This is a genomic window from Agrobacterium sp. ST15.13.013 (assembly GCF_027956525.1).
Lineage (GTDB): Bacteria > Pseudomonadota > Alphaproteobacteria > Rhizobiales > Rhizobiaceae > Agrobacterium > Agrobacterium salinitolerans.
Genome location: NZ_JAQKGP010000020.1, coordinates 68,230 through 93,470 on the forward strand (window position 1 = coordinate 68,230; position 25,241 = coordinate 93,470).

Consider the following 25,241-nt stretch of genomic DNA (forward strand, 5'->3'; position numbering starts at 1 on the left):
TTTGATCTTAAGGAACCCAGTTGATGACGACATTCGATTTTCGCCAGGCCCTGCAGGGCATCTCCGGCGTTCCGGTAACGGCTTACGATGCAGGCGGCGAAGTGGAGACCGGCGTTACCGCCGCGGTTTACGCCCGCGTCGCAAAGGCAGGCATCCACAATATCGTCGCGGCAGGCAATACCGGCGAATTCTACGCCTTGACGCCCGCAGAAATTCTGAAGGTTTATGAGGCTGCGATAAATGGCGTCAGTGGCAAAGCCCCGGTCACGGCGGCTATTGGACGCTCGCAGCGCGAGGCGCTTTCCATGGCGCGTCAGGCAAAAGAAATGGGCGCATCCGCCGTCATGTCGCATCAGCCGGTCGACCCTTTTGCAGCCCCGCAATCGCAGATCGACTATTTTATCGGCCTTGCGGAGGGCAGCGAATTACCGCTGGTCGCGTATGTCCGGGCGGACGGCTTCTCGGTCAATGACATGGTAAGGCTTTCCGGCCACCCGAATGTCGCAGGTATAAAGTTTGCGACGACCGACATCATGCTTCTGTCGCGCGCGATTGCCGCTTCCGATCCGAACGGCGCTCTATATGTCTGCGGACTGGCTGAAAGCTGGGCGCCGGCCTTTTCGGCGGCTGGCGCACGCGGCTTCACCTCCGGTCTCGTCAATGTCGCACCGCAATTTTCCCTGCAGGTTCATGACGCCCTGACGGCCGGCGATTTCCCGGCGGCACGGAAGATCATTGAAAAGATCGAGCTGTTCGAACGGCTACGGACACGATACCGCAACGGCGCAAACGTGACCGTGGTGAAGGAAGCCATGGAAATCCTGGGGTTCGAGGTTGGCCCCGTTCGCGCGCCTGGGCTTGCCCGTCTGGACAAGGAAGATCGCGCAACGCTTGAAGGACTGCTTGCCAGCTGGCGTTGATGGAAGCCTTGCCGGCAAGCTGCACGTTTTCGCTTTTATCTGTTTATATGCCGGCCATGAGCCGGCATATTTTTTTCGGCCGTGCATCAATCCTGCACGACCGAGGCCGATGGACGTCAGCCGAACAGGGCAAGGCTGCTTTTCACGGTAACCCACACACCCCACAGAAGCGGAATACCGACGGCGACCCAGGCAAGCGCCGCCTTGGTGTCCAATCCGCCCCGTCCGATGCCGAAGGAGCCTGTCGGGCCGGCATTGGCGGCAGCGGTCTTTGCCTGCAGGGCTGCAACTTCCGCATCCGGCATGAACCACTTGTCCGAGAGCGGCCGCACGAAGGCATTGGCCACGAGGCCGATCGCCAGCATGCCTGCCAGAATGTACATGGTGCTGGTGTAGAGCGCGGGTCCTGGCGCCACACCCGCCGCAATCTGTGCCTCTCGGATGTAGTTGACGACGACCGGACCGGCAATGCCCGCAGTCGCCCACGCCGTCAGCAGGCGGCCGTGGATTGCGCCGACGAACTGCGTGCCGAAAATATCCGCGAGATAGGCCGGTATGGTGGCGAAACCGCCGCCATACATGGACAGGATGATACCGAAGGCCAGAACGAACAGCGCCTTGTTGCCCATCGTCGCAAGCGTCGGCGCCAGCGCATAAAGAATGATGCCGAGAATAAAGAAGCAGAAATAAGTGTTCTTGCGGCCGATCTTGTCAGACATCGACGCCCAGAAGAAGCGGCCACCAATGTTGAAGAGCGAAAGAAGCCCGGTGAAACCGGCGGCAATCGCCGCGATCTGCGCCTTCTGTCCGGCATCGAGATCTGCAAAGCCCACGCCCGGCAAGCCGATCAGCGAGCCAGCGAAGATTTCCTGCAGCATGGGCGAGGCCATACCGATGACGCCGATACCCGCCGAAACATTCAGGCACAACACCGCCCAGATGAGCCAGAACTGCGGCGTCTTGTGCGCATCGCGCAGATGTACATGACGATGGGTTATCATGGCGCTTTTGGCAGCCGGCGCCGTCCAACCTTCGGGACGCCAGCCCGATGGCGGAATGCGGTAACCGAAGGCGCCCGCCATCATGAAGGCGAAATAGATCAGCGCCATGACGACGAAAGTCTGCCAGACGCCGACAGAGACATCCGTCTTGAAGTTGTTCATCAGGAGATTGGCGAGCGGCGCACCAATCATCGCACCACCGCCGAATCCCATGATAGCCATGCCCGTCGCCATGCCACGACGGTCCGGGAACCATTTGATCAGCGTCGACACCGGCGAAATATAGCCAAGGCCGAGCCCGATGCCGCCAATGACGCCAGCGCCCAGCCACATCAGCCAGAGTTGGTGCGTGATGACGCCGACTGCCGCCACCAGAATACCGCCGCACCAGCAGCAGGCGGAAACGAAGCCGGCCTTGCGCGGCCCCACTCTTTCCAGCCAGCCGCCCCAGATGGCCGCCGAGCAGCCCAGAAGAACGAAGAAAAGCGTATAGATCCAGCCGAGATCGGCCACGCGCCAGTTGCACTCAGTGGTGAACAGCGCACCCAGCAGGGTGAGGCTGGAGCAACTGGGGTCCGTGGCCGGCAGCGCCTTGGACAGCGGCAGCCAGAACACGCTGAAACCATAGGCCATGCCGATGCATAGATGGATGGCAAGGGCAGCCGGAGGCACCAGCCAGCGATTGAAACCCGGTCTTGCGATTATTCGTTCGCGGTCCAAAAAGCCGGCTTGCGCCGCTTCTCCCGCTGTTGCACCTGCTACTGCCATTGACATTACCTCCCTCGTGGATGTCTGGACATGTCACGTTCGCCCCGCCAGGCGAACACCGATATCGCCGAACGTCCCCCGTCCGGTCGAAAGTGTGATTATGCGGTCACGCCGCTCAAGCCTGTGTGCTTTCCGGGACGCTCGGCTCTGAAAGGGACTCTCCCGCAACCGGTCCTTTGCCACCCGGCGCACCCTTGGCATCGTCGCCGAGCCCCACAGCATCGGGCGCCGGATCGTCGGGCCGCTTGATCTCCTTCGACGCGGCAAGCACAAGCGGCAGAAAATCACCTGCCCCGGCATCCGCCATCTCGAAGAACCGGCGTCGCATGCGCGGTTCCCAGAACTTGTTGATGTGGGTGGCGACACCCTCGATGCGAATATCTTCCGGCTGCGACAGAAAGAACGTCGCGATCTGGTTCGCCATTCTCACCAGCTTTTCATCGGTGTGGTTGAGCAACATGACCTCTTCCCCCGCGTCGGCTGCCGGCCGACGCCTCTATGTGTGACAAGGCCGGGCGCACCCGGCCCTCCTTATTCCGCCGCTTCGAGCTTGCCGCTGATCCGCCGCGAACGGCGACCAAGCGCATCATATTCCTCCTGCCATTCCGTCGGACCGTTGGACGGCGATACCTGCACGGCGGTCACCTTGTATTCGGGGCAGTTGGTCGCCCAGTCGGAGAAGTCAGTCGTAATGACATTCGCCTGCGTGCCGGGATGGTGGAAGGTCGTATAGACCACGCCCGGCGCCACACGGTCGGTGATCAGCGCCCGCAGCGTCGTGTCTCCTGACCGGCTGGCAAGCTTGATCCAGTCGCCGTCCTTCACGCCGCGCTGTTCGGCATCGTGCGGGTGGATTTCAAGACGATCCTCCTCATGCCAGACGACGTTTTCGGTGCGCCGCGTCTGCGCGCCGACATTGTATTGCGACAGGATGCGGCCGGTGGTGAGAAGCAGCGGGAAACGCGGACCGGTGCGTTCGTCCGTCGCCACATATTCGGTGCGGATGAACTTGCCCTTGCCGCGCACGAAACCGTCCACATGCATGATTGGCGAACCATCCGGGAATTTCTCATTGCAGGGCCACTGCACCGAGCCCTTTTCTTCCAGATAGTCATAGGAAACACCGGCAAAGCTCGGTGTCGTCGCCGCGATCTCGTCCATGATCTCGGACGGATGCATGTAGTTCCACGCAAGTCCCATAGCCTGTGCCAGCTTCTGCGTCACTTCCCAGTCGGCATAACCGTTTTTCGGCGACATGACCTTGCGAACGCGGTTGATGCGGCGCTCGGCATTGGTGAAGGTGCCGTCCTTTTCGAGGAAGGTCGAACCCGGCAAGAAGACATGGGCGTAGTTCGCCGTCTCGTTCAGGAAGAGATCGTGCACCACGACACATTCCATCGCGGCGAGACCGGCCGAAACGTGCTTCGTATCCGGATCGGACTGGAGAATGTCCTCGCCCTGAATATAGATGCCCTTGAAGCTGCCATCCACGGCCGCATCGAGCATGTTGGGAATACGCAGCCCCGGTTCGTTGTTCAGCTTCACGCCCCAGAGTTTTTCGAAGATGTCGCGCGTGGCGTCGTCGGAAATATGCCGATAGCCCGGAAGCTCGTGCGGGAAAGACCCCATGTCGCAGGAGCCTTGCACATTGTTCTGCCCGCGAAGCGGATTGACGCCCACACCGGGCCGCCCGATATTGCCGGTCGCCATGGCCAGATTGGCGATCGCCATGACGGTCGTCGAACCCTGGCTGTGTTCTGTGACACCAAGGCCATAATAGATCGCGCCGTTGCCGCCCTTGGCATAAAGCCGGGCAGCACCACGCAGATCTTCTGCAGGAACGCCCGTGTAACGTTCCGTCTCTTCCGGGCTATGCTGGGGTTCTGCAACGAACGCCGCCCAATCCTCAAATTCCGACCAGTCGCAGCGTTCGCGGATGAAGGCTTCGTTGAACAGGCCTTCCGTGACGATGACATGCGCCAGCGCCGTCAGCACCGCAACGTTGGTACCCGGCAGCAGCGGCAGATGGAAAGCGGCCTCCACATGCGGTGTGCGCACAAGATCAATACGGCGCGGATCGATGACGATCAGTTTTGCACCCTGACGCAGCCGCTTCTTCAATCGCGAACCGAAAACGGGATGCCCGTCCGTCGGATTGGCGCCGATCACCAGCACCACATCGGATTGCTCGACACTGTCGAAATTCTGTGTGCCGGCGGAGGTGCCAAAGGCCTGGCCGAGGCCATAACCTGTCGGCGAATGGCAGACGCGGGCGCAGGTATCGACATTATTGTTGCCGAAACCGGCGCGGATAAGTTTCTGGACGAGGAAGGTTTCTTCGTTCGTGCAGCGGGACGAGGTGATACCGCCGATGGATTCCCGGCCATATTGGCCCTGAATACGCCGGAACTCCGACGCGACATGGGAGAAGGCTTCCTCCCAGGTCACTTCCCGCCACGGGTCGCTGATCTTTTCGCGGATCATCGGGTTGAGAATGCGGTCCCTGTGGGTGGCATAACCATAAGCAAAGCGGCCCTTGACGCAGGAATGACCGCGATTGGCCTGCCCGTCCTTCCACGGCACCATCCGCACCAGTTCCTCACCGCGCATTTCCGCCTTAAAGGAGCAGCCGACGCCGCAATAGGCGCAAGTCGTGACCAGCGAATGTTCCGGCTGGCCAATCTCGATCACCGATTTCTCCGTCAGCGTCGCCGTCGGGCAGGCCTGCACGCAGGCGCCGCAGGAAACACAGTCGGAATCGAGGAACGCCTCATGCGCACCGGGCGATACACGGCTTTCGAAACCGCGCCCTTCGATCGTTAGTGCAAAAGTGCCCTGCACTTCCTCGCAAGCGCGTACGCAGCGGGAGCAGACGATGCATTTGGAAGGATCATAGGTGAAATAGGGGTTGCTTTCATCCTTCGGCATAAAGCGGGCATTGAGATCACCATCACCGGTGCGGGCCTTGACGTGGTTGTCGCCTTCGTAACCGTAACGCACATCGCGCAGGCCAACGGCGCCCGCCATATCCTGTAGCTCACAATCGCCATTGGCGGCGCAGGTCAGACAATCGAGCGGGTGGTCGGAGATATAAAGCTCCATCACACCCTTGCGTATCTGCTTCAGCCGCTCCGTCTGGGTATGCACGACAAGACCGGCAGCAACCGGCGTGGTGCAGGAGGCGGGGGTGCCGTTGCGGCCCTCCACCTCGATAAGACAGAGGCGGCAGGAGCCGAAGGCGTCCACCATGTCGGTGGCGCAGAGTTTCGGCACATCGATACCTGCTTCGCGCGAGGCGCGCATGATCGACGTTCCCGCGGGAACAGTCACCTGACGTCCATCGATGGTGAGCGTCACCATGTCAGTGGCGAGGGACTTGGGGGTTCCATAGTCGAATTCTGTCACAAGGGCCATGGTCTTACTCCGCCGCTTCAACATGTGGGGTGGGGGCAAAATCATCCGGGAAATGCCTCAGTGCGCTCATCACCGGATAGGGCGTGAAACCGCCAAGCGCACAGAGCGAACCGAATTTCATGGTTTCACAGAGGTCTTCCAGCAATGCCGTGTTTTTCTCCCGCTCGATGCCGAGCGCGATCTTGTCCACCGTCTCGACGCCACGCGTCGAGCCGATGCGACAGGGGGTGCACTTGCCGCAGCTTTCGACCGCGCAGAATTCCAGTGCAAACCGCGCCTGATGCAGCATGTCTGCCGTGTCATCGAAGACAACGATGCCCGCATGGCCGATGAGGCCACCAGCGGACGTGAACGCCTCGTAGTCGAAGATCGTGTCGAACAGCGAAACCGGGAAATAGGCCCCGAGCGGACCGCCCACCTGCACCGCCTTGACCGGACGGCCAGTGATCGTGCCGCCGCCGATACCATTGACGAGTTGTCCGAGTGGCAGGCCGAAGGCGGTCTCGTAAAGCCCGCCATGTTTGATGTTTCCGGCAAGCTGGATCGGGATGGTGCCATGCGAACGGCCGACACCGAAATCGCGATAAAACGCTGCGCCACGATCCATAATGACGGGAATGGATGCAAGCGAGATGACATTGTTGACGACGGTCGGCTTGCCGAACAGGCCCTGAAGCGCGGGCAGCGGCGGCTTAGCGCGCACCGTGCCTCGTTTGCCTTCAAGGCTGTTGAGCAGCGACGTTTCCTCGCCGCACACATAGGCACCGGCGCCCATGCGCACTTCCATGTCGAACGCGCGACCGGAGCCGAGGACGGAAGGCCCAAGAATACCCTCACGCCTTGCGATCTCGATTGCCTTTTCCATGACCTTGATCGCGTAGGGATATTCCGAGCGAGTATATATGAACCCCTTGGTCGCACCAACGGCGAGGCCGGCAATGGCCATGCCTTCGATCAGCACAAAGGGGTCGCCCTCCATGATCATACGGTCGGCGAAGGTGCCGCTGTCGCCCTCATCCGCATTGCAGACGATATATTTCTGGTCGGCCACCGCATCAGCGACGGTCTTCCATTTGATACCCGTCGGGAAACCAGCCCCGCCACGTCCACGCAGGCCACTCTGGGTCACCTCGGCAACGATATCGGACGGCGCCATCCCAACAGCTTTTTCAAGGCCCTTCATGCCGTGATAGGCGCGATAATCCTCCATAGACAATGGATCGGTCACGCCGCACCGGGCAAATGTGAGACGCGTCTGGCCTTTCAGGAAGGGAATGTCCTTCGTCGGCCCGAGGCAGAGGCGATGCTCGCCGCCGGTGAGAAAACCAGCATTAAAAAGCGAGGCGACATCGCTTGCCTTGACGGGACCATAGGCGATACGGCCATGCTCGGTGCGCACTTCCACCAGCACTTCAAGCCAGAGCATGCCGCGCGAGCCGTTGCGGACAATCCGGACGTCAAGGTTGCGGCCAGCGGCTTCGCGGGCGATGGCATCGGCGACGCGGTTTGCACCAACGGCAAGGGCGGCAGAATCGCCGGGAACAAAGACGGTGACACTCATCGGCGCGCCTCCGTCAGAATGTCGCTAAGACAGTCCTCATCAAGACGGGCATGGACTTCGCCATCCAGCATCAGCGCTGGCGCCTGCGCGCAAAGCCCGAGACAAAAGACCGGCTCCAGCGTCACGGAACCATCGGCTGACGTTTCATGCCAGTCGAGACCGAGGCGGTTCTTGACGGTTTCTGAAAGAGGCTCGCCACCCATCGACTGGCAAGCCTCGGCGCGACAGAGCTTCAGGACATGACGCCCGTGGGGATGATCACGAAAATCGGGATAGAAGGTGACGACGCCATGGACCTCGGCGCGCGAGATATTCAGCGCGGATGCGATGATCTGCTTGGCGCTTTCCGGGATATAGCCGAATTCATCCTGCACGGCGTGCAGGATGGGCAGCAGAGGCCCTTCCAGATGAAGAAGTTCGCCAATGACAGCGGAAATACGGGCCGCCTCATCTGCGGCAACCGCTCTTATATTCATAAGCCAGTCCTCCCAAACCGACAGGGGCAGGAATGGCGACCAAAACTTGCATCAAGCTCATCGCCACGCCCCTCATTTCATCGAGAATGGCGAAGTGCGGCTCGTCAGGTCAATAAGTCGTTTCCGTCGTGTGATAGGAAATTCCTATCAAATGATTTTTCTGCGGCTCTGAGACGCGCCTCATGCAGAAGCGCCGAAACTAGAGGCGTGTGCGGTTCCCGGTGTGTGGCAATCAGGCCGACGAGATGTTCCGGGTCAGGATCGGTGATCGGGATAATCCTGATCTGCTTTGGAAAACCGAACGATTCAGCGAGGTTACGCGGCATTATTGAAGCCCATTGTCCGGTGCGGATATGGGAAAACAGCACGATCATGGAGTTGGATTCAAGTGTCGGTTTGGCCTCCACTCCAGCTTCGGCCATGTGCCTGTTGATGATGCGCCGGTTCTGCATGTCCGGGGTCAATAGGCATAACCTAAGACCGGAAACCTGCTTCCAGGTAACGCTTTCCTGATCAGCGAGCGGCGTTCCGGCCGCGGCAATGAGGTGATATCGCTCCGAATAAAGCGGCACAGTCGTCACACGCCCGAGTGGTTCGTTGTCGAGGTAACTGATTCCCGCATCGATCTCGAGGTTTTCGATCTGGCTCAAGACCTGCAACGAGGTTCGTGAAGTCACCGAAAACGTCACATCGGGATGGCGCGCCTGAAAAGATTCCGTCAATCGCGGTACCATCGCCAGCGCGGTCGGAATGACGGCAAGGCGAATGTGTCCGGCAAGACCCTTGCGGGCAGCGCGCATTTCCTCGCGCATGGTGCGCGCATCGCCAACGATGCGACGCGCCCATTCGAGCACACGCTGTCCTTCCGGGGTCAGCCCCTGGTACCGCGCCGAACGCACGACGAGAACGACACCCAGCTGATCCTCCAATTGCCGGATTGCCGCCGACAGGCTGGGCTGGGAGACACCACATTCCTCCGCCGCCCGGCCGAAATGTTCTGCCCGCGCCAATGCAATGAAAAATTCCAGCTTGTCGATCATATGCTCTCCCCCGGCGCGCGATCCTTAGACCGGTGCACGCGGAAGAACACTAGAACGCGGCGGCGGCGCCCGCAAATAGCTGCAGGTATTTTCCTTGCGGCTAAGCGCAGGCGACGAGCGCCGGCCCCTTCAAGCGCGGATAATCGTAGGCGTTGACCTTCGAGGTGTTGTAACCCGCGCCCACCAGAGCTTCGGCAAGCTTGATCGCAGCCGTGACACCATCGATGACGGGCACGCCGGTGGCCTCCCGCAGGCGGTCGCAGAGAGATGACATGCCGGCGCAGCCAAGGATAATAGCCTCCGCCGCATTCTCACGCTTGGCAGCCTCGATTTCGCGGCGCAGCAGTGCTTCCGCGACCTCCGGATCCTCCTCAAGACCAAGAACCGGCAGGTCGATCGCGCGAACATTTCGGCAATGCCTTTGAGCGCCATAATCCTCCACCAGATCTTCGATGATCGGAATGGACCGAGGAAGCGTGGTGATGATCGAGAAACGGCGGCTGATCGTCATCGCCACCTGAACTGCCGCCTGGCAGATGCCGATAACCGGCCCCCGCGCCACTTCGCGCGCGGCGTGAAGTCCCGGATCGTCGAAACAGGCGATCACGTAGGCGTCCACACCCTGCCCCTCTCCTTTGCGGATTTCCGCCAGAAGCCCCGGAACGGCCATGGCCTCATCCGCCTGCCCTTCAATGCTGACGGGGGTGTCGACCGGATTTGCCGCGGAGACGTGGGTTTCCTTCTGCTTGACCCGCAGCGCGCTATCGAGTGCCTGCGCGGTCATGGAAGCGGTGGAATTGGGATTGATCAAACGAATATGCATCGCACGCATCCTGAAAAGCTGTCACTTGCCGTCAGGCGCGGTGAAATCGGTGATTGGCGGCGCCTTTAAAACGAACTGGCGGTCCGAGGTGATGTAGTTGTCGGCATGAAGTCGGGCGATCGGCTGGTAGCGATCGGGATCGACGTAACGCCCCTCCTCATCGAGGCACTCATTATGGACATGCATATGCACTACTTCGCCCAACACCAGTGTTCGGCGGGGGTAATCGATCAGTCGCTCCACCCGGCACTCGAAGGCGCAAGGCGATTGCGCAGCATAACTTGCGTCGATCTTGGTGCATGGCGTGGGCGTGAGCTTTGCCATCGACATCTCGTCAACTTCATTGTCAAAGCCGAGACCGCAGATCAGCATCTGTTCAGACAGCGCCATGTCCACCATGTTGACGACGAACTCGCCGGTGCGGCGGATATTCACCATCGTATCCTTTTCCTCCCCGCTGACCTTCGGCTGAATGCCGAGGACGACGATGGGCGGATCATGCGAAAAGACGTTGAAGAAGCTCATCGGCGCTGCATTGTTATGGCCCGCTTGTGAACGGGTCGTCACAAGCGCGATCGGTCGCGGACCGATAAAATTCGTCAAAAGGCGGTAGCGGCTCTGGGGCTCAAGCGCGCTGAAATCGAATTCCATGATCGGCATCCTAATTTAGTCGACAATTATCTTTCATATTGTTGACAATGTTGCAACCAAAATCCCGTTGATACAGTTGACTTTTTCATTCACATCGCGCTTCTCTACCGCGATTGGGGAGTATGTCGAATGAGCGAGCAGGCCGGCCCGTCCACGCAGCAGATTGTCGAGAAAGTATGGCTTTCGATTGCCGAACGCCGGCTGCGTCCGGGCGTGCAGTTGAAGGAAGAGCAACTGGCGACAATCTTCGGCGTCAGTCGTGCAAGAATCCGCCAGGCCTTGTCCGTTCTTGAGCGTGACGGGCTGGTGACGATTGTTCCCAATCGCGGCGCATTTGTCTCCAAACCATCGGTCGAGGAAGCCCGCGATGTGTTCTTCGTGCGCCGCACCGTCGAGCAATGCGTCGTCGAAAGACTGTGCAAATCCGCTACCAAAACCGATCTCAAAAAACTGCGCGACCATGTGGCGAAAGAGCGCGTGGCCAATACCAAAAACGTCACGACCGACATCATCAAGCTTTCCGGCGGGTTCCACCTGCTGCTTGCGGAAACGCTCGGTTCCGATTTCCTCTTTACCACCATGCGCGACCTCATCTCCCGCTCGTCGCTGATAACCGCCGTTTACCGTAACACGGATCGCTTCAACTGCGGCCCGGACGAACATGCGGAAATCGTCGATGCGATTGCCAACAACGATCCGTCGCGGGCCATCCACCTGATGACCCACCACCTTGAGCATGTGGAAGCGGAACTCGATCTCAGCGAAATCCGGGACCTTTCCCACGACCTGCGCGCAGCACTCGGCTGATCCCCCTCTCAGGCGCGCTGTCGCTGGCCGGTCCACTCCACATCATCTTCGACCAGATGACAGGCGACCCGCGTGCCGTTGGCGAGGCTTTTCACTTTTGGCACCTCTGCTGAGCATTGCGCCGTCGCCCGCGGGCAACGGGGGTGAAAAGCGCAACCCGAAGGTGGCTTTAGAGGACTCGGTACTTCGCCTGCCACAATCTCCCGATCCCGCTGCGGCGTCTTGATATTGGGGATCGTCTGGAGAAGCAGCCGCGTATAGGGATGGCGCGGATTGGCGAAAAGCTCTTCCGTATCCCCCTCCTCCACAATCCGCCCGAGATACATAACGGCGATACGGTCTGACATGTGACGAACAACGCTCATGTCGTGGCTGATGAAGAGATAGGTAAGGCCGAGTTCATCCTGCAAGCGGCGCATGAGGTTCAGCACTTGCGCTTGCACCGAAACGTCGAGCGCCGATGTCGGCTCGTCACAGACGAGGAATTCCGGTTCGCTGGCCAATGCGCGGGCAATGGAGATACGCTGGCGCTGGCCGCCGGAAAATTCATGCGGAAACTTTTCGCCGTCCGAGGCCGACAGCCCCACGGTTTTGAGAAGCTCTTCCACGCGCTCCATCGTTTGGGCCTTTGTCGCGCGCAGCTTCAGCTCGCGGATTGGCTCTGCGATGATGTTCTTCACGCGCCATCGTGGATTGAGCGAGGCATAGGGATCCTGAAAGATCATCTGCGCCGACAGGGGGCTGCCCCTGCCGCCCGCCGCAAATTGAAACTCACCGGCGCTTGGCCGGAAAAGCCCTGTTATCAGACGGGCGACTGTCGATTTGCCGCAGCCGCTTTCACCGACGATGCTGAGACAGCCCCCGGCCGGAACGGCGAAATCGATATCGTTGACGGCCTGGACGAACTGCCGGGGTTTGCGCTCGATGATGCGATTGAGAAGCGGGGCCGAAACATCAAAGGTTTTCGTCAGGCCCTTCACCGTCAAAGCCGGCTTGCTGAGTGCTGCTTTTTGAGCTGCGGATTGTGTCATGCTGTGCCTCCTGCGTTCAGCCAGCATGCACTGGCGCCGTTGCCGACTGTTTCGAGTTCAGGCCGTTCCCGCAGACAGCGCGGCCCGGCAAAACCACAACGGGGATTAAACGCGCATCCCGGCGGGATCGCATCGAGACGCGGCATCGCCCCGTCAATCTGGTTGAGCCGCTCTACCCTGGCGCCAAGCGACGGAATGGAGGCCATCAGGCCCTGCGTATAGGGGTGGCGCGGTTCGTGCAGCACCTGTTCAACCGGTCCCACCTCTATCAGCCGGCCGGCATAAAGCACCGCAACACGGTCGGCAGCCTCGGCAATCACGCCCATATCGTGGGTGACGAGCATGACCGCGGTCTGCTTTTCTTTGCACAGCCGCCGCAGCAGCGAAATGATCTGCGCCTGGATCGAGACATCGAGCGCCGTCGTCGGCTCATCGGCAATGATGAGTTTCGGTGAAGCGGCGAGCGCCAACGCAATAACTACTCGCTGGCGCATGCCACCGGAGAACTGGTGCGGATAATGATCGACACGATCCGCAGGTGATGGAATGCCGACATCTTTCAGCAGTTGAACGGCCCGAGCGCGTGCATCCGCTTTCGACAGTGGCAAATGCTGTCGGATCGTTTCGACAAGCTGTGCACCGACCGTAAACAGTGGATTGAGCGAGGTCAGCGGGTCCTGAAAGATCGCTCCGATCTCCCGACCGCGAATGCTTTCCATCGCCCGGTCATCCAGCTGATCGATACGGCGCGACCCGAGCCATATCTCACCGCCGGCAATGTGGCCGGGTTTTTCGAGCAGGCCCTGTATGGCAAGTCCCGTCATGGATTTACCGGCACCGGATTCACCGACGACACCCAGAATTTCGCCAGGCCGGATCGAAAGGCTGATATCGGAAAGCGCGGTAACGGTGCCACGCCGACCGGGAAACTCGACCTTGAGACTACGGACATCGATGACCGATTGGTTCATTTCAACCATGTTGGGCGACCTCCACCGGATAGCTCGGAGGAAAAATTTCGGAGACAGGCGGATTTGCCCAGCTCCGTTCGGGATATTTGGCAATCAGACGATCGAACTGAGCCTGCGCCTGTTCACGGGCACGCCGCATGTCGATATGAGCGACCTGTCTCTCACGCATGGAAAGACGGCCGTCGACAAAAACGGCCCGCGTGACCTTGCCAGAGCCGCCGGTCACCAGCGTGGTGATGGGATCGATGCTCGGCGCCATGACGATATCGTCGAGGTCGAATACGGCAATGTCTGCCCTTGCACCCGGCGAAAGATGGCCAAGGTCAGATCGTCCAAGCGCGTGCGCGCCGCCAAGTGTCGCCGCATCGAAAAGATCGGCACAGCGGATCTGGTCTGGAACGCCGTCATTGATACGACAGGTGATCAGACCAATGAGCAGGTTCATCAGCATGTCCGCCGGCACTGTGTCCGTCCCCATCGCAATGTTGATGCCGCGTTTGCGGCAGGAAGAGAAGGACGAGAGCGTGCTGCCGCCGCGGCTCGATACCAGCGGACAGTGGACGATCGACACGCCGTTCTCCGCATAAAGCGCCAGATCTTCCTCCGTCGCATTGGTGGCGTGCGGCGCGATCAGCCTTTCGCTGAGAAGCCCGGCCTTGGCCAGCCAGATCGGCGCGGTCGAGCCATGAAGCTTGCGGACCGTCTCGACCTCCATGACGCCTTGCGCCATATGAAGACGGAACTTGCAGCCGAGTTCGCGGGCAGCCGCATCGGTACGCTCGATCAGGCCCAGAGTGGAGGTTTCGACCCGATCCGGTGCGAGCATGCCGCGCACCAGATCGCCATGCCGCCCACTCTGCTTCTCGATGAAGGCAATTGCGTCTTTCAGGCCCTGGAAACCACGCTCTTCATCAAAGACCGGCACCATGCGGCCCGGTTCTTCCAGCACCATGCCGCCGGAGCGGAAGGCGGGGCTGAGATAAACGCGAAGGCCAAGTTCACCAGCAGCATCGGCCGCGGCCTCGAACTCAGTTACAGTCTCCCCCCACGCGCGATAAAACAGCGATGCAATTGGCGCTGCGGTGGTGATGCCGTTGAGAAGCAGTTGTCCAAACGCGAAACGCTTCTGGAAGGCAAGTTCTTCCTGCGAGTACATTTCGTAAGGACCGGCTTCGACATAGGAACGCGGCCAGACACGGCCCTTGGCCCAGCCCGGATGATGATCGATACCGAGGATCGTCGTATCGAGATCGGAAAGGGCGTCGAGATCGATCAGGCCGGGACTGACGAGAGCATTGCCGAAATCGATACGCCGGGCGACCTCTCCGGGAAATCCATGCCCGACAAAGACGATTTCGCCATTTTCGAAGACAACCTCGCCATTTTTGAGAAGGCGGTGCGTTCCATCCTTGTGTCCGACAATCCAGCTGGCTGTCAGCAACGTTCGCCCTTCCGGTCTTTCGCCCAATTGCAACGAATTGAGAATATCGCTCATCACGGCGCCTCCACGATGGCTTTGCCATCTCTCGCCGTGACCCGGCCGCCTTTAATGACCAACGGCCGCGGCGCGATGTCAACAACGGCCTGCGCCAGCGTTTCGCCGGTCAACAGCGTGAAATCGGCCGCACAGCCGATCTCCATGCCGTAATCCTCAAGACCCATGACATCGGCGCCACCCCAGGAAACGACGTGCAGCACATGCGCGAGTTCGATATCCGAGCGCAGACCGTTTTTCATGCCGATGATCTTGGCGCGATCCAGCATGTCCGGCTGTCCCCACGGACCCCATGTGTCGCGGATACCGTCACAGCCGCCGCCGACGCGGACGCCCGCCTCCTTGAGGCGCATAATCGACGGCACACTTGCCGATGGCGCGCCCGTGGTCAGGATGGCAACGTCCAGCCGTGCGATCTCGTCGATCAGCCTGCCGACGCGCAGATAGTCATTCATACCGAGTGCAAAGGCATGGCTGATGGCAACATTGCCCTGCATGCCGTTTGCCCGAATACGTTCGAAGATGAGTTCCATAGTGAAGGCACCGAGGTCGGCGGCTTCGTGCAGATGGATATCGATCGGCACGCCGTGTTTTGTCGCCAGCTGGAAAAGGACGTCCAGTTGGCCCTTCGGATCGCGGTCAATGCCGCAGGGATCGATGCCGCCAAGCACCTCGCAACCCTGCTTTAAGGCTTCATCGAGAAGCTCTACCGTGCCGGGCGTGACCATAACCCCGGATTGCGGGAAGGCGACCACCTCGATGTCGATGATGCCATCAAGCTTTTCGCGTGTTTCCCAAATGCCTTCGACCAGCTTCAACCCATGGGTCGGGTCGATATCGACGTGGCTGCGAATATGGGTGCCTCCATTGGCCGCAAGCCCGATGGCATGGCGCATGGACTGGCGATGCGGATCGATGCCGATCTGAACGCGGTTTTCCCGCTCGAAATCGATCCGCTCGCGCAGGATGGCGGCACGATTGTTGACGTGCCAGGGCATGCCCCACGTTGTCTTGTCCAGATGCGTATGAGCATCGATGAGACCGGGGACAGCGATTGCTCCCTTGCCATCCTCGACCGGCAATCCGGGTTCGGCTTCAAATGTTCCGAAACCTGAAATCTTGCCGTTCTTGATCAAAATATCGCAGGCTTCGCCCGCCATGGGCCGTACGTTGCGCAGAAGAAGATCATGCATGGAAATTACCTCAGTTTCGGATTGAGCGCATCGCGCAGCCAGTCACCCAGAAGGTTGACGGTGACGACGAGCAGGCAGAGCTGGAAGACCGGAAACAGCACAATCCACCAGGAGCCGGAAAACAGGAACTGGTTGCCGATGCGGATCAATGTGCCGAGCGACGGCTGGCTCGGCGGCATGCCGATGCCAAGGAAGGACAGGGTCGCTTCCGTCAAGATCGCCATGCCGAAATTAAGCGTCGCGGCAACCATGATTGGCGTCAGCGTATTGGGCAGAATATGCGCCGCCATGATGCGGCGGGCGGGAACGCCGATCAGCTTGGCGGCCTGAACATAGTCCTTGCCGGTTTCCACAATCGCCTGTGCGCGGACCGTTCGGGCATATTGCACCCAGGCGGAAAGCGCGATGGCGAGAATGAGCACGGCGGATGCACCGACCTCCCGCAGACTGTCCGGCAGCATCTGCCGCACGACGGTCGACACGAGGATGGCGACGAGAATGGTCGGGATGGAGAGCGTGATATCGCCAATGCGCATCAGTAAACCATCGGCAAAACCGCCGAAATAACCCGCCACCAGACCCGCCGTCATGCCGATGATGAGCGAGAGCACCACGGAGGCGACGCCGATGACGATGGAGATGCGCGTGCCGTAGAGAATGGCGGACAGCATGTCGCGTCCCTGCGTATCCGTTCCCAAAAGAAACGGCCATTCGCCGCCTTCCTGCCAGATCGGCGGCAGCTCAGCCTTCCACATGTCAAGCGATGCGCCGTCATAGGGGTTCTGTGGCGCTATCCACGGCGCGAAGATGGCGGCAAGGATCAATATTGCGAGGATGAGCGCGCTGATCTTGGCCGATTTGCTGCGGCTAAAGGACCAGTAGAGGTCGCTGTCACGCATGCGGCTTAAAAGTGACCGGCGGGCTGGTTTATCCGTTTGCGAAAGGTCTGTCATGAAACCGGCTCCTTTCGGTTAGCGCGCGGTGCGCAGACGCGGATCGATGACCGCATAGGCGATATCGACGAACGTGTTGAGGACAACGAAGATGAAGGAAATGATGCAGAGATAGGCCGCCATGACGGGAATATCGAGGAAGGTGACAGCCTGAATGAACAGCATGCCCATGCCCGGCCACTGAAAGACAGTTTCGGTGATGAGTGCAAAGGCGATGAGCGAACCGACATTCATCGTCGTCAGGGTCACCACCGGCATCAGACAGTTGCGAAGCGCATGGCGGAAATAGATCCGCCAGCGCGGGATGCCGCGTGCCCGTGCGAATTTTACGAAATCGGAGCGTAAGACTTCAAGCATTTCCGCCCGCACCAGACGCATGACGAGCGTGATCTGGTAGAGAGAAAGTGCAATGGCCGGGAGAATGAGGGCCGCCCGTCCGGAAGACGTCAAAAGCCCCGTCGACCACCAGCCGAGCTGGACGACATCGCCGCGACCAAATGCAGGCGCCCAGCCTAGCGACACCGAAAAGACCAGAATGAGAAGGATGCCGACAACAAAGCTTGGCAGGGAGACGCCGACAATCGACAGGAATTGCAGGCCCTCCGTATACCATTTCCCGCGCCGGATCGCCGTCAGAACGCCAAGAGGCAGGCCGACGACCAGTGATATGATGGTGGCAACCAGCACCAGCTCGAGCGTTGCGGGAAACCTTTCGGCGATCAATGGCAGCACCTGCTGGCCGTTGCGATAGGAAACACCGAAATTGCCCTCCGCCGCCTCTTTGACAAATCGCAGATACTGGGTCGGCAGGCTGTCATTGAGGCCGAGCCTCTCACGCAGGGCTGCGCGATCCTCCTGCGAGGTCTGTTCGCCGACCATCAGTTCGACGGGATCGCCCGCCAGCCGAAAGATCATAAAGGCGATAAGCGCAACGGAAAGCATGACCAGCACGGCATTTCCCAGACGCTTGATGATGAATACCAGCATTGTTACCTCTCGGACGCGCCCCTGAGCCGCGCAGGCTTTCAGGTTCGATCATTCTCTTCCAGAGATGGGGCAAAGGTTACGCGGCGTACAAGAACCACGAACACGGTGCAACTTTGTCGACAATTTTTGACACGGTTTCGTTCGGCTACACACCCGGTCAAACGAACTGGCGCGTAATCGAATGTCTGCTGAAACAGGCAGGGCGCTCGGTCCAGTGACCGGCGCCCCGCTTGCTCTCCGTCTTATTTGTCGAGCTGGGTCAGCCAATGGCGTGGCTTGTTATCGGCGCGGAAGTCGACACTTTTGACCTTGGCCAGCATCGCCCAGGCAATCGGCTGCTGATGCAACGGCACGAGCATGGTCTCGTCCTTGGCAATCTTCAGCGCGGCTTCTTCGAGCGCCAGACGCTTCGTATTGTCCTGCTCCTGTGCTGCCTGCGCGACAAGCTTGTCAATTTCCGGGTTGGACCAGCCGCCATAATTGGAGACGCCCATTGCACCCTTGCGGGTGGAGAGAATCTGCGACAGCATCGAGAAGGCGTCGAGCGTCGGTTCGTTCGCCCAGCTGAGGTTGAAAACGTCAGCCTTGCCGCCATTGCGCTTGGGTGACTGCACCGAACGTGGCGCGATATCGATGGTCGGCTGGAAACCGCCACGCTTCAACATATTCGCAACGCCAGAGCAGATATCCTCTTCGTTGACGCTCTCGTCATTCATGCAGGTATAGGTGAAAGCAAGGTTCTTCATGCCCGCATCGGCAAGCAGTTTCTGCGCCTTGGCCGGATCGGCCGGCTCGAACGTGTCGAGCGACTTGGCATAGCCGGCGATCTCAGGTGCGATCAATGACCCGGAAGGTCTTGCGAGACCACGCATGACTTTCTTGTTGATCAGATCACGGTCGACGGAAGCTTCAAAGGCCTGACGGACACGCAGGTCGTTGAAGGGGTTCGGCTGGCCGTTTTCCAGCTTCTCGCGGCGGTTGAAGCCGATAAAGAGCGTACGAAGCTCGGTGCGCTTCTTGACCGAGATATCGGGCGAGGATTCAAGGCGCGGCAAATCCTGGATCGGGGCGGAATCGATCAGGTCGATTTCACCTGACAGTAGTGCCGCGACGCGTGTTGCCGCAGATGCGATAGGCACAAATTCGATGCGGTCGAGATTGTGCTTCTTCTGGTCCCACCAGCCTTCATTCGCAACGAGAACAGTCTTGCTATCGGGAACGCGGCTTTCGAGCTTGAACGGACCGGTGCCGTTGGTGTGCATGGTGGTGTAGCCATCGACCTTCGACGCGAAGTCGGTGGGCTTCTCGCTATTGTTATCTTTCAACCACTTGGCATTAAAAATGAAGATGTTGGTGATGTCGTTCAGGAAGAGCGAGGTGGGCGCGTTGACATCGAGGTCAACCGTAAAATCGTCAACCTTTTTGACGCCAGCGTAAATCGGGATATTTCCCCGCAGCGGCGAGGTCGCGTCCGAAGCGCGGGTAAAGGATGCGACGACATCATCAGCGGTGAAGTCTGCGCCGTCATGGAATTTCACACCCTTGCGCAGGGTAAAGCGCCAGGTCTTTCCCTCAATCAGCTTCCATTCGGTGGCAAGCGCCGGCTCGATCTGGAAATCCGGTCCGTAGCGAACGAGGCCCTCATAAATATGATTCAGAAAAGCGAGGTTGGACGTAGACGGCACCGAATAGGGGTCTAGCGAATAGAGATCGGCGCGACCGGCCCAGCGAAGGGTCTCGGCATTGGCGGGGACGGCGATAGCGGCGGCAGCCATGGCCGCCAGGACGAAACTTCTGATACGGGACATTTGATCCCCCCTTTTTATAAATCGTTGGAAGACCGCTGGGCGGTCCGCTCGGGCAAAGGGAGTATTGTTTCGACCGGGCTTATTGTCAATAATATTGTTGACAATTATCGTACTCAAAATTGTAAGTTTTTGGATACGAGTTAAAAAAGGGAGGACGGAATATGACAGGCTTTCTGCTGCTGCACGGCACGATCGTCACGGTCGACAAGGGGCGGCGTATCATTGAAGACGGCGCATTGGCCATCGAGGGCGACAGGATTGTAGACATCGGCACTGTCGATGAACTGGAACCCCGCCATGGAGGCAAGGAGGTTATCGACTGCAGGGGAAAACTGATCATCCCCGGCCTGATCGATGCCCATGGCCATGCGGGCCACGCGCTTCTTCGCAGCATCGCTGCCGACACCAATGCGATGTGGATGAAAATCATCACCCCGACATACTACCACTACGTGACCCGCGACTACTGGTATGCCGACGGGCTGATTTCCGGCATCGAACGGCTGCGCGCTGGCGTGACGACCGGGGCCAGCATCATCACCTCGATGCCGCGCGCGGATGATCCCGACTTCGCCATCAACCACGCCCGCGCCTATAGCGAACTCGGCCTTCGCGAAATCATCTGCATTGGACCGTCAGGCTTGCCCTGGCCTCATCAGGTCACGCGTTGGGAGAGCGGTTCGCCAGAGTGTCGTGACGTAAGCTTCGACGAGATGATGGAGGGCAGCGAAGCGGTGATTGAAGCATTGCATGGAAGCGCCGATGGCCGCATTAGCGTTTTCCTGACGCCTTTTACCATCGTGCCTTCGGTCGAACCATCAAATGCATCGACGCCTGATCAGGCTGTGAAACTGACCGACGCCGACAGGATGCAGGCCCGCCGGATGCGCGAGATGGCGCGCAAGAGAGGTGTCAGGCTTCATTCCGACGCCTTTGCTGGACAAATCCGCATGGCGTTTCAGGACAAGGAAAATGCCCTGCTTGGTCCAGATATCCACCTCCAGCACTGCTGGGGCATCTCCCATGACGAGATCGACATCCTGGCCGAGACCGGCACCCGCGTGACCCACGCACCACCGGGCCGCGCGACACCCGTCATGGAAATGATGTCGAAAGGCATTCGTGTCGCGATTACCACCGATGGTGCAGCCCCGAGCCGCCATTTCGACATGCTTCAGACGGCGCGCCTGGCACAATTTACGCAGCATCTCCTGCACAATCATGACCGCTACCTGCTGCCGCCCGGCAAGATTTTCGAGATGATCACAATCGACGCTGCTCACGCCATTGGTATGGAAGACGAGATCGGTTCGCTCGAAATCGGCAAGAAGGCTGACGTCGTCATCATCGATATGCGCAAGCCACATCTGATGCCCATGTGGATGCCGGTCCACCGGTTGGTGCATCAGGTCCTTGGCAGCGATGTCGATGCCGTCTTTGTGGACGGAAAGTTACTGATGGAAAACGGGCGGGTGCTGACAGCAGATGTCGACGCCGCCATTGACTTTGGCCAACAGGAAGCGATGGCGCTGGCGGAGCGGGCCGGCCTGAAGGAACATATGCATGATCCCGGCTGGGGCCGCTTGCTGCGCACATTCGACGAGCCGGTGCACCCTCCCCGTCCACCGGAAGACGCAAGCTACCGCGCGAGCGCGCATGGGCTCGATCAGGATCGATAAATCAAAAGGCTACGGCAAATCCTCATTCACAACCCCGTCAGCATCACGACAAAAACTCCCCGGCCTGGAGTGGTCCGGGGAGCAAACCTGACATCATGTCAGGCACTTTGACTGGAGCTAGTGACTCACCCGTTCAAAACGGGGTGGATCTGAGTTGTCTAACCCGGTTTATGCTTTTTATGCAGACAATTAGAACGAACGCTCGAGACGAACGAAACCGGTCCAAGCTTCAGGCTTCTTTTCGACGTCGAGGTAGTTCGCATGGCGGCTCGCCCGTCTCTCCGGCAAATCCGTCAAATGGGGGAGCTTATGGCCTGTCGCTGGAAACGCCGGTGGGGAATGTCGTAGTATTTGCCAGCATTGCCTCAATCGCGTCCGCCGGAAGAGGTCGGCTGAAGTAATAGCCCTGGCCGTAAGGACAGCCCGCCATGCGCAGGAACGCGGCCTGTTCGGCGGTTTCCACGCCTTCGGCAATGACATCGATGTCCAGCGATCCCGCAAGCTGGATCATGATCGTGACGATGGCGCTATCCTTGGTTTTTTCCGGCAGGTGGGTCAGGAACGAGCGGTCTATCTTCATGCAGGACAGCGGAAATGTCTTGAGCATACCAAGGCAAGAATAACCAATGCCGAAATCGTCCAGCGCCAGGCTGACACCCATCTGTTTTATGGCGCGCATGATCCGTACCGATGCCTCAACATCCTGAATGATCAGCGTCTCGGTTATCTCGATTTCCAGAAGGGAGGGCGCTAGCCCGGTTTCCTTCAGCACCGACCTTATCTGCTGCACCAGCCCGCCCTGAAACTGCCGCGGAGAAATATTGACCGCCATTTTCATGGGCGGCAGGCCGGCGGCGGCCCATGCCTGCGCCTGGTGGCAGGCCTTTCTGAGGATGTTTGCCCCTAGCTCCACGATCAGTCCGGTTTCTTCCGCAAGCCCGATGAATTCCTCAGGGCCGAGCAGACCTTCCGCGGCATGCTGCCAGCGAACAAGCGCCTCCACGCCGCTGACCCGGCCGTTTGCAAGATCGACCTGCGGCTGGAAATGCAGGACGAATTCGTCCCTTTCCACCGCCTTGCGCAACTCCTCGATCCGGGTGAATTTCTTCCTCAGATCATCCGCCATATTCGGGGTGAAGGTGGCGATGCTGTCACGCCCGGCATGTTTGGCTTCATACATGGCGAGATCGGCCGCCGCGACGATTTCCGCCGTGGTTTCCCCGTGTTCCGGAAAAAAGGCCATGCCGATGCTGCAGGTGACCTTGATATCGTAATTGCCGATGCGCAAGGGCTGCGAGACTGCGGCCCGGATGCGCTGCAGGCGGTTTTCGACATCGTTCTTGCGCTCTTCGAGAATAATGACGAACTCGTCGCCGCCGACCCTGAGAACGAGATCGTTTTTCCGCAGGCTTTTCGCAATGCGCTCGGCGGTTTTCGACAGCAGGGCATCGCCGATGCTGTGGCCAAGCGTATCGTTGATGTGCTTAAAATTATCGAGATCGAGAAACCCGATACCGACCCTTCGGTTCGCCTTTGCCGCCACCGCCAATATTTCCGGCAGTCTCGTATCGAGGAAACGGCGGTTCGGCAGCAGGGTCAGCATGTCGTGATCCGCCAGAAAGGCGATATGTTCCGCCGCCCTTTTGCGGTCGATTGCCAGGCCCGCCATGCGCGCCGCAGCGCCGATAAACTCCACCAGCGCCGCGTCCGGCTCGCGGCCGGCCAGCATGCACCAGACGAAACCATGCGCCTTGCCTTCGCTGGCCGGAATATCGAAACTGAAGGCGACGTGTTCTGCCGGATGGGTGAGGCGCTCAGGATCACTGACACTGGCGAAAAGTGCAGCCAGCCCCTCCTGCTGCGCGAGCGCCGGCGAGGCGTAGACGGAAGGCTCCCCTTCCGCCGCCTCGAATACCCGCACCGCGCAGGCAAGGCCGGTGGCGAGATTTTCGATGGCCTTGACGAATTCCTCGAGAAAATCCTCGATCCGCGCCGCCTCCACAATCATTTGCAGGATACGCGCCTGCGCCTGAAGCAATCGCTCGGAGGCCTTTTTCTGGGTAATATCGCGCGAAGCGCCGACCACGCCGATGATGTTGCCAGCCTTGTCCTTCAGCGGCACACGCGACATCATGAGCCAGCGGTCGATATCGCCGCGCATGGCACGTTCTTCATAACCGAGATCCGGTTCGCCGGTGCGCATTACCCGCGCTTCGGTCTCGGGAATGCCGGCGCGCTGTGCCGCTTCACCATGAATATCGTAGTCAGTGAGCCCTATCAGTTGCTCGACCGTATCAAAGCCGTTTTCGGTGACGATGGCGCGATTGGCGAAAAGAAAGCGCCCTTCCAGATCCTTGGCATAGATAAAATCCGGTACGTGGTCGATCATCGCTTCCAGAAGCGCGTGCCGGTCGGAAGGATTGGCATTTTCGCCCATGTCAGGAATGGCGGATGGCGTGACATCGCGCTTTTTTCGCGACATCCGGTTCTCTTCGGGTGTCTTCGGGCCTTTGGAACGCACCTCTCCGCCTCATTACTTCATAATCAGGCAGAACAGTACGATTATACATATTATATAAGTATGAATGACAGGGCAAAGATCGCCGGGAATTCCGTCTTTTGCAGCAGCTTCCCCGAAGCCCTGCCCGACTGAAACCAAACAGCGCAACAGAAGCTGCGCCGTCACTTTATACAGGTGACAATTCGTTGCCCGTCACACCACCGGCGTCGGCAATTCTTTGCCGGCGAAATGCGCATCGAGATTGGCGAGAACCAGATCGGCCATGGCGCGTCTCGTCTGGTGCGTGCCGCTGCCGACATGCGGGGCGAGCGTGACATTATCGAAAGCGAAAAGCTCTTCCGGCACGCGCGGTTCGTCCTCGAAGACATCGAGCGCCGCGCCGCCGATCGCGCCGTTCGAAAGCGCCTCGACAAGCGCCGTCTCATCCACGAGCGACCCGCGCGCCACATTGACGAGCACGCCCTGGGGACCGAGGGCCTTCAGCACATCCGCATTGACGACATGGCGGGTCTCGGCCGTGGCGGCGGCGGCAATGATCAGCACATCACAATTGGCAGCCAGCGCTTCGATGCTGTCGTAATAATCATAAGCGACATCGCGGCGGCTTCTCGCGGTGTAGGAAATGCGCGCATCGAAACCCTCGAGGCGCTTTGCGATTGCCTGGCCGATGCGGCCGAGACCAAAAATGCCGTAACGGCGGCCGGCCACACGGGTGGAAAGCCCCATATCACCCTTCAGCCATTGGCCGGTGCGCACATGCTGGTCCGCCTGCGGCAGCTTACGCGCCTGCGCCAGAACGAGACCGAGGGCGAGGTCGGCGACATCGGCTGTCAGCACGTCAGGTGTATTGGCGACGCGGAAGCCGCGCCGTTTCGCGTCGGTCAGATCGACCTTGTCGAAACCGACGCCATTGATGGCGACGATTTCAAGATTGGGAAGCGCCGCGCCGATATCCGCCGGCAGGCCGATATGGCCGCCGGTGACGACGCCGCGGATCGCCGCGCCCTTTTCAGCAAGCAACGCCGCCTTGTCCGAAGCTTCGAACAGGCGATGCACGGTGAAGCGCTGCGCAAGTTCGTCTTCCAGTGCCGGGATGAGCGGGCACAGTTGCACGATTTCAGTGGTCATGGAGTTTCCTTTGC

At 59.6% G+C, this 25,241-nt stretch carries 20 protein-coding genes; 3 read left to right on the plus strand and 17 right to left on the minus strand.

Annotated features, from left to right (window positions below; genetic code table 11):
• Positions 1-23: 23 nt before the first annotated feature.
• Positions 24-920: a dihydrodipicolinate synthase family protein gene (locus tag PL597_RS19225; protein WP_077983891.1), complete on the plus strand. Its 897-nt coding sequence runs from the start codon at positions 24-26 to the stop codon at positions 918-920.
• Positions 921-1,036: 116 nt separating this feature from the next.
• Here the strand turns inward: PL597_RS19225 and PL597_RS19230 are convergent, their stop codons facing one another.
• The 8 genes from PL597_RS19230 to PL597_RS19265 form a co-directional block, all read right to left on the minus strand.
• Positions 1,037-2,689 carry an OFA family MFS transporter gene (locus tag PL597_RS19230; RefSeq protein WP_080793511.1) on the minus strand — a complete coding sequence of 551 codons (1,653 nt, stop codon included), beginning with the start codon at positions 2,687-2,689 and terminating at the stop codon, positions 1,037-1,039.
• A gap of 115 nt (positions 2,690-2,804) precedes the next feature.
• Positions 2,805-3,149, minus strand: coding sequence for a formate dehydrogenase subunit delta (locus tag PL597_RS19235; protein ID WP_077983893.1), 345 nt, complete (start codon positions 3,147-3,149; stop codon positions 2,805-2,807).
• A gap of 71 nt (positions 3,150-3,220) precedes the next feature.
• Positions 3,221-6,103 (minus strand): formate dehydrogenase subunit alpha, encoded by a 2,883-nt coding sequence (gene fdhF / locus PL597_RS19240; protein ID WP_271366012.1) that lies wholly within the window; start codon positions 6,101-6,103, stop codon positions 3,221-3,223.
• Positions 6,104-6,107: 4 nt separating this feature from the next.
• On the minus strand, positions 6,108-7,664 hold the full coding sequence (locus PL597_RS19245; RefSeq protein ID WP_271366013.1) for a formate dehydrogenase beta subunit: 1,557 nt from the start codon (positions 7,662-7,664) through the stop codon (positions 6,108-6,110).
• Positions 7,661-8,140: a formate dehydrogenase subunit gamma gene (locus PL597_RS19250; RefSeq protein WP_077983896.1), complete on the minus strand. Its 480-nt coding sequence runs from the start codon at positions 8,138-8,140 to the stop codon at positions 7,661-7,663. The genes PL597_RS19245 and PL597_RS19250 overlap by 4 nt, the downstream gene beginning before the upstream one ends.
• A 104-nt stretch (positions 8,141-8,244) precedes the next feature.
• Positions 8,245-9,180 (minus strand): LysR family transcriptional regulator, encoded by a 936-nt coding sequence (locus PL597_RS19255; RefSeq protein ID WP_077983897.1) that lies wholly within the window; start codon positions 9,178-9,180, stop codon positions 8,245-8,247.
• A 100-nt stretch (positions 9,181-9,280) separates the two neighbouring features.
• The gene (locus tag PL597_RS19260; protein ID WP_137411137.1) at positions 9,281-10,003 is read right to left on the minus strand and encodes an aspartate/glutamate racemase family protein; all 723 of its coding nucleotides are present in this window, start codon (positions 10,001-10,003) and stop codon (positions 9,281-9,283) included.
• A gap of 21 nt (positions 10,004-10,024) precedes the next feature.
• The gene (locus tag PL597_RS19265) at positions 10,025-10,654 is read right to left on the minus strand and encodes a flavin reductase family protein (RefSeq protein ID WP_149148111.1); all 630 of its coding nucleotides are present in this window, start codon (positions 10,652-10,654) and stop codon (positions 10,025-10,027) included.
• A 129-nt stretch (positions 10,655-10,783) separates the two neighbouring features.
• On the opposite strand from PL597_RS19265, the gene PL597_RS19270 reads away from it, so the two are divergent.
• The gene (locus PL597_RS19270; RefSeq protein ID WP_044458905.1) at positions 10,784-11,461 is read left to right on the plus strand and encodes a GntR family transcriptional regulator; all 678 of its coding nucleotides are present in this window, start codon (positions 10,784-10,786) and stop codon (positions 11,459-11,461) included.
• Between the two features lie 8 nt (positions 11,462-11,469).
• Here the strand turns inward: PL597_RS19270 and PL597_RS19275 are convergent, their stop codons facing one another.
• The 7 genes from PL597_RS19275 to PL597_RS19305 all read right to left on the minus strand — a co-directional run bounded on the left by PL597_RS19275 (position 11,470) and on the right by PL597_RS19305 (position 19,899).
• Positions 11,470-12,492 carry an ABC transporter ATP-binding protein gene (locus PL597_RS19275; protein ID WP_137411140.1) on the minus strand — a complete coding sequence of 341 codons (1,023 nt, stop codon included), beginning with the start codon at positions 12,490-12,492 and terminating at the stop codon, positions 11,470-11,472.
• A complete protein-coding gene (locus tag PL597_RS19280) occupies positions 12,489-13,472 on the minus strand; it encodes an ABC transporter ATP-binding protein (RefSeq protein ID WP_149148112.1) in 984 nt (327 codons plus the stop codon). The genes PL597_RS19275 and PL597_RS19280 overlap by 4 nt, the downstream gene beginning before the upstream one ends.
• Positions 13,465-14,958: an amidohydrolase family protein gene (locus PL597_RS19285; protein WP_271366014.1), complete on the minus strand. Its 1,494-nt coding sequence runs from the start codon at positions 14,956-14,958 to the stop codon at positions 13,465-13,467. Before PL597_RS19285 ends, PL597_RS19280 begins: the two co-directional genes overlap by 8 nt.
• Positions 14,958-16,151, minus strand: a complete 1,194-nt coding sequence (locus PL597_RS19290; RefSeq protein WP_271366015.1) for an amidohydrolase family protein — start codon at positions 16,149-16,151, stop codon at positions 14,958-14,960. The genes PL597_RS19285 and PL597_RS19290 overlap by 1 nt, the downstream gene beginning before the upstream one ends.
• 5 nt (positions 16,152-16,156) lie before the next feature.
• Positions 16,157-17,104, minus strand: a complete 948-nt coding sequence (locus PL597_RS19295) for an ABC transporter permease (protein ID WP_271366016.1) — start codon at positions 17,102-17,104, stop codon at positions 16,157-16,159.
• Positions 17,105-17,122: 18 nt separating this feature from the next.
• Positions 17,123-18,091 (minus strand): ABC transporter permease, encoded by a 969-nt coding sequence (locus PL597_RS19300; RefSeq protein ID WP_080793537.1) that lies wholly within the window; start codon positions 18,089-18,091, stop codon positions 17,123-17,125.
• 242 nt (positions 18,092-18,333) lie between these two features.
• Positions 18,334-19,899, minus strand: a complete 1,566-nt coding sequence (locus PL597_RS19305; RefSeq protein WP_080793540.1) for an ABC transporter substrate-binding protein — start codon at positions 19,897-19,899, stop codon at positions 18,334-18,336.
• Between the two features lie 161 nt (positions 19,900-20,060).
• Here PL597_RS19305 and PL597_RS19310 point away from each other — a divergent pair, with 161 nt between their 5' ends.
• Complete coding sequence (locus PL597_RS19310; RefSeq protein ID WP_271366018.1) at positions 20,061-21,578, plus strand: amidohydrolase family protein; 1,518 nt, start codon at positions 20,061-20,063, stop codon at positions 21,576-21,578.
• A 307-nt stretch (positions 21,579-21,885) separates the two neighbouring features.
• Here PL597_RS19310 and PL597_RS19315 read toward each other — a convergent pair whose 3' ends face one another.
• Both PL597_RS19315 and PL597_RS19320 read right to left on the minus strand, forming a co-directional pair.
• Positions 21,886-24,060, minus strand: coding sequence for a putative bifunctional diguanylate cyclase/phosphodiesterase (locus tag PL597_RS19315; RefSeq protein ID WP_271366019.1), 2,175 nt, complete (start codon positions 24,058-24,060; stop codon positions 21,886-21,888).
• 231 nt (positions 24,061-24,291) lie between these two features.
• Positions 24,292-25,227, minus strand: coding sequence for a 2-hydroxyacid dehydrogenase (locus PL597_RS19320; protein WP_137411148.1), 936 nt, complete (start codon positions 25,225-25,227; stop codon positions 24,292-24,294).
• Positions 25,228-25,241 lie beyond the last annotated feature (14 nt).